This is a genomic window from Chloroflexus sp., from assembly GCF_034435895.1.
In the GTDB taxonomy this organism is placed as follows: domain Bacteria; phylum Chloroflexota; class Chloroflexia; order Chloroflexales; family Chloroflexaceae; genus Chloroflexus.
Genome location: NZ_DAOTWH010000052.1, coordinates 1 through 8285, shown reverse-complemented (window position 1 = coordinate 8285; position 8285 = coordinate 1). Strand labels below are relative to the sequence as shown.

At 60.7% G+C, this 8285-nt stretch carries 7 protein-coding genes, 1 other RNA gene and 2 pseudogenes; 6 read left to right on the top strand and 4 right to left on the bottom strand.

Translation table 11 applies throughout. The annotated features are described in order from the left end of the window. Nucleotides 1-282 precede the first annotated feature (282 nt). Both U9R81_RS03090 and U9R81_RS03085 read left to right on the top strand, forming a co-directional pair. Nucleotides 283-1020 (top strand): glucosaminidase domain-containing protein, encoded by a 738-nt coding sequence (locus tag U9R81_RS03090; RefSeq protein WP_322494063.1) that lies wholly within the window; start codon nucleotides 283-285, stop codon nucleotides 1018-1020. A gap of 107 nt (nucleotides 1021-1127) precedes the next feature. Beyond that, nucleotides 1128-1778: a M23 family metallopeptidase gene (locus U9R81_RS03085; RefSeq protein WP_322494062.1), complete on the top strand. Its 651-nt coding sequence runs from the start codon at nucleotides 1128-1130 to the stop codon at nucleotides 1776-1778. Nucleotides 1779-2149: 371 nt separating this feature from the next. Here U9R81_RS03085 and U9R81_RS03080 read toward each other — a convergent pair whose 3' ends face one another. The 3 genes and pseudogenes from U9R81_RS03080 to U9R81_RS03070 form a co-directional block, all read right to left on the bottom strand. Further along, nucleotides 2150-2593: a hypothetical protein gene (locus tag U9R81_RS03080; RefSeq protein ID WP_322494064.1), complete on the bottom strand. Its 444-nt coding sequence runs from the start codon at nucleotides 2591-2593 to the stop codon at nucleotides 2150-2152. Nucleotides 2594-2683: 90 nt separating this feature from the next. Continuing rightward, a pseudogene (locus U9R81_RS03075) lies at nucleotides 2684-2869 on the bottom strand (tetratricopeptide repeat protein); the annotation flags it as partial. 15 nt (nucleotides 2870-2884) lie between these two features. Beyond that, entirely contained in the window at nucleotides 2885-3091 is a 207-nt protein-coding gene (locus U9R81_RS03070; RefSeq protein WP_322494061.1) for a hypothetical protein, read from the bottom strand. A 323-nt stretch (nucleotides 3092-3414) separates the two neighbouring features. Here U9R81_RS03070 and U9R81_RS03065 point away from each other — a divergent pair, with 323 nt between their 5' ends. Next, nucleotides 3415-3732, top strand: coding sequence for a hypothetical protein (locus U9R81_RS03065; protein ID WP_322494060.1), 318 nt, complete (start codon nucleotides 3415-3417; stop codon nucleotides 3730-3732). A 29-nt stretch (nucleotides 3733-3761) separates the two neighbouring features. Continuing rightward, on the top strand, nucleotides 3762-4196 hold the full coding sequence (locus tag U9R81_RS03060; RefSeq protein ID WP_416180930.1) for a type II toxin-antitoxin system VapC family toxin: 435 nt from the start codon (nucleotides 3762-3764) through the stop codon (nucleotides 4194-4196). A 518-nt stretch (nucleotides 4197-4714) separates the two neighbouring features. Here U9R81_RS03060 and ssrA read toward each other — a convergent pair. Next, nucleotides 4715-5078: a transfer-messenger RNA gene (gene ssrA / locus U9R81_RS03055) on the bottom strand. Nucleotides 5079-5529: 451 nt separating this feature from the next. Between ssrA and U9R81_RS03050 the strand changes: the two genes are divergently transcribed. Then, a complete protein-coding gene (locus U9R81_RS03050) occupies nucleotides 5530-7179 on the top strand; it encodes an acyl-CoA synthetase (protein WP_322494058.1) in 1650 nt (549 codons plus the stop codon). A gap of 699 nt (nucleotides 7180-7878) precedes the next feature. Then, a pseudogene (locus U9R81_RS03045) lies at nucleotides 7879-8285 on the top strand (hypothetical protein); the annotation flags it as partial.

The window sequence follows — 8285 nt, the reverse complement described above, 5'->3', positions numbered from 1 at the left end:
CGCGCACCGGCGCGTGGCAGGGCCGGGCGAGCGGTTGGGGCAAGCGCGCCAACTAGCAGTACCCAGCCAGCATCCACGCTGGGCGGACGTGCGTCTCCAGCGGACACGGCCAGCGCTCCTCGCGCGCCGATGAGAGGCGGGGTTGGTGGGTACAGGGCAGCGCAGCCTCTTGAGGCACGTGCGCCATTAACGCCAGCCCAATCCGCACCATCCCCCACCCGCATCACAGCGGAGGTGGCTGTAGCTGAGCGGCCTGCACGATACGCTCGATCTACTCCTGTCATGGCCGCTGAACCGTTGCCGGCCGAGGTGTTTGCGTATGAGGCGGAATTGCCGTTACCGGCGCGGCGCTTCGAGCCGCCGCCAATTGCCGGTTGGTTCAGCCACCCGCTGTTCATGGCCGTGATCGGGGTGATCAGCGTGGTAGTGATCGCCCTTGCGTGGATAGCATCGCCCGCATCGCCGATCTTGAGTTTTCAATACGCTAACGCTGGCGCCGGCAGCCGTGATACAACCGCTTTGGCACTGGCTGCCGTTCCGTCGCCGGGTGATCACCGGTTGCGCGTTGCGCCGAGTCTCTCACCGGCGCAGATCGACCAAATCCTGCGCAGCTACGGCTCACCGGCGGCTGGCACTGGCGAAATCTGGCACCGGCTCGGCGTTGAATATAACATCGATCCGGCTTACGCCGTCGCGTTCTTCATCCACGAGAGCAGCGCCGGTGCCAACCCCAATTGGGCCGGGCGCAAACCTGATGGCAGCACAACCCACAATGTCGGCAACATTATCTGCGCCGGCTACCCAACCTGCTATGGCCGGTTCCGCGACTATCCTAATTGGGAGACCGGCATTGCCGATTGGTATCGCTTGATCGACGTGGAATACATCCGCGGGCGCGGGTTACAGACGGTGGCTGAGGTGATCCCGATTTACGCGCCGGCGTTTGAGAATGATGTGCAAGGCTATACTAACGTGGTGACAAGCCTGGTTGATCGGTGGCGCGCCGGGCAAGTGCCGTGATGTTATGCGGCAGCGGCGGTGTAGTGCGCTAGTGGTGCTGTAACGGTTTGATGCGGCAGTACCACTGCCGCACTCCATAATCCAACAATCATCCACCCAGAAGTTCTATGCGGCGACCCTCAACTATTGCCATCATCAGTATCATTGCGCTGGCCGCCTTTGTCTTACTCGGCATGGCCAACAGCGACCGGCGCGTGCTGAGCGGCTGGCGCGGCCCGCTGGGCGCTGGCGAGGCGTTGGTTGCCAATGCGGCGGCGCCGGCCAATGCGCTGGTCGGTGTGGCTCAGCCGCAAGGGCGTGGCCTTGATGCGGCGCTCGTGCCGAGCGGCAATCCGTTGCGGGCAGCTAATACGGTGATCACGCAAGGGTATGGTGTGGGGACGCACGCGCCGGCGAGCGTATGGGGGGCAATAGATCTCGCCCTTGATGGTGATGGCGACGGCAAGGCTGATCCCGCAGGGACGTGGAACCAGCCGGTGTATGCGACTCATGCCGGGCGAGTGACGTTGACGCGCGATAGCTGGCCGGGAGGCAATCACATTTGGGTGACAAATGATCAGTACCGAACTGGCTATGCGCACCTTGCCGGCTTTGCGGTCAGCGATGGCCAGTGGGTGAATCCCGGTGATCTGATCGGCTACATTGGCTCGACCGGCATGTCAAGCGGGCCGCACCTCGATTATCAGGTGTGGGTTTGGCGCGATGGGCAGTGGGTGAACCAAAACCCACTCGATTACGTGCAACGAATGAACGAATGAGGGAACGAATAAACGAATAGTTAGTGGGGAGCCAACGTGGAAGTGAATGCAATTCGCTCCTCGTTGGCTCTATGATTCGGCGAATGAGGGCGTGACTGATGGTACGGGCAGCGCCTGCGGACGGGTTCGATCGCCCCACTGCGTTTCGGCGTATGAGGGCGTGATGGATGGGACGGATCAGCCAGCACCTGCGGACGGGTGCGCTTGCCCCCTGCGATTCGAGGTATGAGGGCGTGATTGACGTTGCGGATCAGGGTCTGCGGACGGGTGCAATCGCTCGACGGTGATTCAGCGAATGAGGGCGTAATTGCCGGTACAGCAATACGCCCTGCTGCCTTACCATTATCAGTTGACTGAACCTATCGTCCGTGCTACGCCGAGTGTGAAATCTTCTCCTGTTCCGGTACTAACTCAATCACTTTGCTGGTTGCTGAGAGTTGCTCGCCAGCCTGCGTCTCTGACTGATTGGCAAGGCCAAGCGCCGCTGCGTGCCATGCTTTGGCAGCATAGGGGCTGTGCGGGTCAACTTTCAGGCTAGCGCGGAATTGTTCGTAGGCCATGCCGGTTTCGCCGCAATGCCAGAGTAGCACTCCAAGCTGATAATGCAAGGAGCCGCGCGTGGCAGGCGGGCACGCCGGGGCCAACCGAATCGCTTGGGCAAGGTAGGAGACCGCTTCGGTGCGTCGTCCAGTCTTAAGTAAGTGATCAGCTAACGCGCAGTAGATGACGGCGCGATCGGATGGGCGGCGGGCATAGGGGAGCGCAGCTCGCAAATAGTGCTCGATCTGCTGATCGCCGGTAGCGCAATCACTCATCACCATAGTGGCCTCAAACATGTTTGGTTGCAGGGCAGAGCGGATGGCTGCGTCCGGTTCTTCGGCTAAAATGTGTGCAGCGGCGAGCGCAGCGTAGAGCTTAGGGTTATCCGGATCAAGCCGGCAAGCCTGCTGGAGATACTTAACAGCTAGTGCGGGGCGATTGCGTTGTAACGCGCTGATACCCAACAGCCAATACGCATCGGCGGCATAGGGGTTCATACGGCGTGCGGCGCAGGCCCATGCAGTGGCATCGTGATAGCGTCCGTGCTGAAAGTGCTGCCGGGCGTGCTACAGCAGCAGGTAGCGCGCCAGAAACCAAAGGCCGCTCATTGCGCCCAGTGTCAATGCGAGCGGTGACCAATCGGTGAGGTCAATCCACACCATACTGGCCAGCAAGGCAACCAGTTCCGGCGTTCGCAAGAGGACACGTCCGGGCCGGTGCGTTGCGAGACGATGGGGAGGGATAGGGGGAGAGCCGGGTGGTTGGGTGGCCATACAAGCTCCTCTACGAGATGCTTGTGGTCACAGGAAGCGCAACGCTGTTGTCGTCAGCATACCTGACCGTAGGGTTGCCGCCTAGTTCCAAAATTACGATATGCCGTCGTGCGATGCCGCTACGAACAGGATAGCAGACGGTTGTGACATGTACGGTCACATGGATTGGGGGAAATTGGGTTTTTGATCCTCACCCCCCAACCTTCTCTCCCACCTGACGGCGGGAGAGGGGGAGCAAGGACAACCCCTCCGTAGATAGAGCAGCCGTAAAGCGTCTGCCAACGCAACAGCATGGTACAATCAATGGTAAGGAAGGAGCAGTTATGGCTACAGTTACCCTTCACCTGCCGGATGAGATTTACCGTCGTTTGCACGTCGAGGCGCTGCGCCGGGGGCAGCCGGTTGAGACAGTCGCCACCGAGTTGTTAAGCGCGCAGTTGCCGGCGGCGCCGCTCAGCGAGCGCGAACAGGTGACCGCTCTTCTCCGCGCCGCCGGGTTGCTCGTTGAACCTAGCGCTGAAATGCGTCAATTAGCGGCAGAGTCAACGCTTACGCTCGAAGAGGCGCGCGCCATTCTGGATCGCGCTGGCGGGAAACCCCTTAGTGAAGTTATCTTGGAAATGCGCGGACCAAAGGAATGAGCGTTCTCTTCTGTAACTCAAGCGCTTTGGTGAAGCGTTATTTGCATGAGACTGGCAGTGCATGGATCACAGGCTTACTCGATCCTTCCAGCGGACATACGGTGATCATCGCCGAAATCACCCGCGTGGAAGTAGCTGCTGCCTTTGCAGCTCGCCAACGGGCGAAGAATGGTATTTCCCTCGCGGAACGCGATCGATTATTCAAGTTGTTGGTGCGGCATAGTACAGACGAATATCGCGTAGCGCCAGTCAGTGTGGCTGTGGTTGATCGAGCGATGCTGCTAACCCAGCGTCACCGGCTGCGCGGCTACGATGCGGTGCAACTCGCGGCGGCGCTGCTCGCTAATCAACCGCTGATTGCCGCTGGACTGCCGGCGCTGACATTCATCGCTGCCGATGAAGACCTGATTGCCGCTGCGCGCGCTGAAGGCCTGCCGGCTGAGAATCCGAACGCTTATCCCTGATCGCTGATCTGCTTTGCCCCCTTTCCCTCTGACGGCGAGAGAGTAGTTTTTTTACCGCCGAGGGCGCGGCGGAATAATAGCCACAAAAAGACACAAGAAAAAGAAACAAGTGTTGTTTCGCTTTCTTTCCTCCAGTAGAGGTAGGGCGGGGGTGAGGGGGCTAGGGAGTGGGGAATAGGCAAAACGATACTCCCTATCTCCCTGCTCCCCATTCCCAACTCTTTGCGGCCTTCGCGTCCTTTGCGGCTTTGCGTTAAACCCTCTGCGCTTTGGCCTCCTCTGCGCCTTTGCGTTGACACCCTCACTCCCCAACCCCCTCTCCCTCCTGACGGCGGGAACGGCATTATGGAGCGGAACGCCGTCGCGCCCCTCTCCCGCTAGCGGGAGAGGGGATGGGGGTGAGGGTTTCTCATGCCCCCTCTTAGCCTACCCCCCGCTGGGGGAGGAATGAAAACCCCTCCCCCAGCGGGGGAGGGGCACGGGGTGGGGGAAAGGATTGCCGCCTCACAACCCCTGTTTGGTGGAGATGGGGGGAGTCGAACCCCCGTCCAGAAAGCTAGACCGCAGACATCTACAGGTTTAGCCCCTCGCTTGATCTCGCCCGTGGTCGCGCGAGTGGCAGAGCGACCGGTGGGCCAGCCTATTGTCTTAGCCGGTCGCGCTTAGGCGAGCGCTCCCGGAGCACCCGACTCACGACGCTCAAGCCGCAGCCATCGGGGGAGCTGCGGGGAGCGCGCTGCCAAATCTCTTAGGCAGCGAGGGCCAGCCGAGGCTGAACCCGAGCGTTGTTGTTGGCAGTTGTTGCCTTGCCCCTTTTACGTGACTGGGCGGCACGACCTGCAGTCTACGGCGTTCACTCCCTGTCGAAACCAGAGCATCCCCATAGTCTGTATAGGTAAGTATAGACGGTTTGATCGCGTTGTCAATCGGTCTTGCGATAGAGATTCGTTAATGTGGCATGGCCGTGGATCAGAGCGCCGATCTGCTCTTCCTTGCGTGGGTTGAAGGGCGGACAGCACATTTGGTTGGTCACACGCATTGATCGCTGTGCAATGCCTCAACACCCAGTTTTGCGCTCCCCTCTCCCGCGCCAGTGGGAGAGGGGCTGGGGGGGAGGGCGCAGCCCGCGCAGCGGGCTGCGTAACTCTAGCCCGGCCCTTCAGGGCCGGGTGCCGGCAGATGTGCTGTCCCCCCTTACTTGCGTGGGGGCGGGTTATGGGAGATACTATACATATCGTTTGGATCTGAAAATGAAACCGCGAAGGTGTGATTCGCTGTGAGCTGTTGCATGGGCGGTGTAGGGCATGCCACAGCGCAAGCGTAGGAGGACGTTATGGCTGGCATCTACGACATCGGGTTAGAGAAAAACGCTGCGAATTATGTGCCGCTGACGCCGTTGTCGTTGCTGAAGCGGGCGGCGCTGGTGCATCCGCAGTTGCCGGCGGTGATCCACGGCGAGCGTCGCTACACGTGGGCGCAGGTCTACGAGCGCGCGCGGCGGTTGGCGTCGGCGTTGCGCGCCGCCGGGGTTGGTCACGGCGATACGGTGGCGGCGGTGTTGAGCAATACGCCGGAGATGTACGAGTGCCATTTTGGCGTGCCCGGCGCCGGCGCGGTGCTCAATACGATTAATGTCCGGCTCGATGCGGCGACTATCGCGTTTATCCTTGATCACGGCGAAGCCAAGGCGTTGATCACCGACCGCGAGTTTGCCCCCGTGGTGAAAGACGCGCTTGACCGGTTGGGCCGTTCGTTGTTGGTGATTGATGTGGATGACCCCGAGTATACCGGCCCCGGCGACCGGCTGGGTGCGCTCGATTATGAGGCTTTTCTGGCGAGCGGCGATCCGCAGTTTGAGCTGATCTATCCCGCTGATGAGTGGGAGGCGATTTCGCTCAATTATACGTCGGGCACCACGGCCAATCCCAAGGGCGTAGTTTATCACCACCGCGGAGCTTATCTCAATGCGTTCTCGAATATTGTGTCGTGGGGAATGCCGCACCACGCGGTGTACCTGTGGACGCTGCCGATGTTCCATTGCAATGGCTGGTGCTTTCCGTGGACGATGGCGGCGAATGCGGGGACGAATATCTGTTTGCGGAAGGTGGACGCGGGGCTGATTTGGCAGGCGATTGAACGGTATCGAGTGACGCACTACTGTGGCGCGCCGATTGTCCATTCGCTGATCGCCAACAATGCGCCACCTCATTGGCGGGCCGGGCAGGGGACGCATAAGGTGAGCGGGTTGATTGCGGCGGCCCCGCCGCCAGTGGCGGTGTTGCAGGCGATGGCTGAGATTGGCTTTGAGATTACCCACGTCTATGGCCTGACCGAGACCTATGGCCCGGCGGCGGTGTGCGCTAAGCAACCCGATTGGGCGACGTTGCCGATTGAAGAGCAGGCGCGGTTGAATGGCCGGCAGGGGGTCACGTACCACGCCGAAGAGGCGATTGGGGTGTTTGATCCGGCGACGATGCAGCCAGTGCCATGGGATGGCCAGACCATGGGTGAGGTCATGTTCCGCGGCAATATTGTGATGAAGGGCTATCTCAAGAACCCGGCAGCCACCGAGACGGCCTTCCGCGATGGGTGGTTCCATTCCGGCGATTTAGCGGTGGTTCATCCCGATGGCTATATCAAGATTACCGATCGGGCGAAGGATATTATCATTTCGGGCGGCGAGAATATTTCGTCGATCGAGGTGGAAGATGCGCTGTATAAGCATCCGGCGGTGATGCTGGCGGCGGTGGTGGCGGCTCCCGATCCGAAGTGGGGGGAAGTGCCGCATGCGTTTATCGAGTTGCGCGATGGGGTGAGTGTGACCGAAGAGGAGTTGCAGCAGCATTGCCGGAAGTATTTGGCGGGTTACAAGATTCCGAAGAAGTTTACCTTTGGGCCGTTGCCCAAGACCTCGACCGGCAAGATTCAGAAGTTTATCCTGCGCGAACAGGCGAAATCGCGGCAAGCCATCACTGAGGTGTAGGCGCAGCGAGGGCAAAGGCGCAAAGGGTTGAAAACGCAAAGACGCAAAGAACGCGGAGGACGCCAAGGTATTTGGGATGGTGTTCATCCTTCGCGCCCGCTGCGGTAACAAACGCATTCCCCCGCCGGGGGAGAAAACGCGCAACAAAACTGGCTTCTTTTTGTGCCTTTTGCGTCTCTTTGTGGCTATTCCCTCCGCGCCCCCTGCGGTAGACACCTTGCCCCCACCTCGTGCCCCTCCCCCAGCGGGGGAGGGGGATTTTACTCCTCCCCCCAGCAGGGGGAGGCTAGGAGGGGCGCAACACCAAGGCGCAGAGCGAGCAAAGGCGCTGTAGAGCCGGACGGCTGTCCGGCTCCGCAAAGAGCACGGAGAGATCAAACGCAAAGACGCAAAGAACGCAGAGGGCGCGAAGGTTGTTGGTATGGGGATCATCCTCCGCGTCCTCGGCGTCCCCTGCGGTACACCTTCAACTAGCCCGCGTAGCGGGCTTCGTAAGGATAGCCCGGCCCTTCAGGGCCGGGTTCCCTGAGCCGGTTCGTTCCGCTTGTGTGGGAGATTGCTTCGGTCGGGCGGCATCCCGCGTCGCTGGGTGCCGCCCCTCCCTCGCAATGACAACCGGCCAGCGGGCGATGGTGTACCCTTATCCCAGCCCCAAATAGAATGGTATACTGAAAGAAAGCAGTTGTTTGTGGGGTCGCTATGCGCGGAATTGGCCGGTTATTGCGAGTGCTCTTCCGCGGGCCAGAACGCGCGTTTGGCTGTCTGGTCTTCTTTTTGGGCGGGTTTAGTTTGGCGACGTGGCCGCTGGCCGGCGTGGGGCCGATTATGGCCCTGATCACGCTGTTGATTATCGTCACCGGTCTGGTGCTCTTTTGGCGCGATGCGGGGTGGTGGCGCCGGTTGTGGGGTGGCGGGTTGATGCTGGCGGTAGCGGCGGCGATCATCGCCTTGCTGAATCCCGATACGCCCCACGGCGCGTTGTTTCGGGTGGTGGCGTGGCTATCGTTGTTGCCGGCTCTGTTTGCTGTAGCTGGCGTTGCCGTGAAGCAGTGGCGAGCCGCGCCGGCTGATGGAGAGAATGGTAGCTATGAACCACCACCGCCGCA

Coding starts and splice junctions, on each gene's coding strand:
- U9R81_RS03070 (WP_322494061.1), bottom strand. CDS start 3,091: ATGGCCACCCAACCACCCGGCTCTCCCCCTATCCCTCCCCATCGTCTC.
- U9R81_RS03050 (WP_322494058.1), top strand. CDS start 5,530: ATGGCTGGCATCTACGACATCGGGTTAGAGAAAAACGCTGCGAATTAT.
- U9R81_RS03065 (WP_322494060.1), top strand. CDS start 3,415: ATGGCTACAGTTACCCTTCACCTGCCGGATGAGATTTACCGTCGTTTG.
- U9R81_RS03090 (WP_322494063.1), top strand. CDS start 283: ATGGCCGCTGAACCGTTGCCGGCCGAGGTGTTTGCGTATGAGGCGGAA.
- U9R81_RS03085 (WP_322494062.1), top strand. CDS start 1,128: ATGCGGCGACCCTCAACTATTGCCATCATCAGTATCATTGCGCTGGCC.
- U9R81_RS03080 (WP_322494064.1), bottom strand. CDS start 2,593: ATGAGTGATTGCGCTACCGGCGATCAGCAGATCGAGCACTATTTGCGA.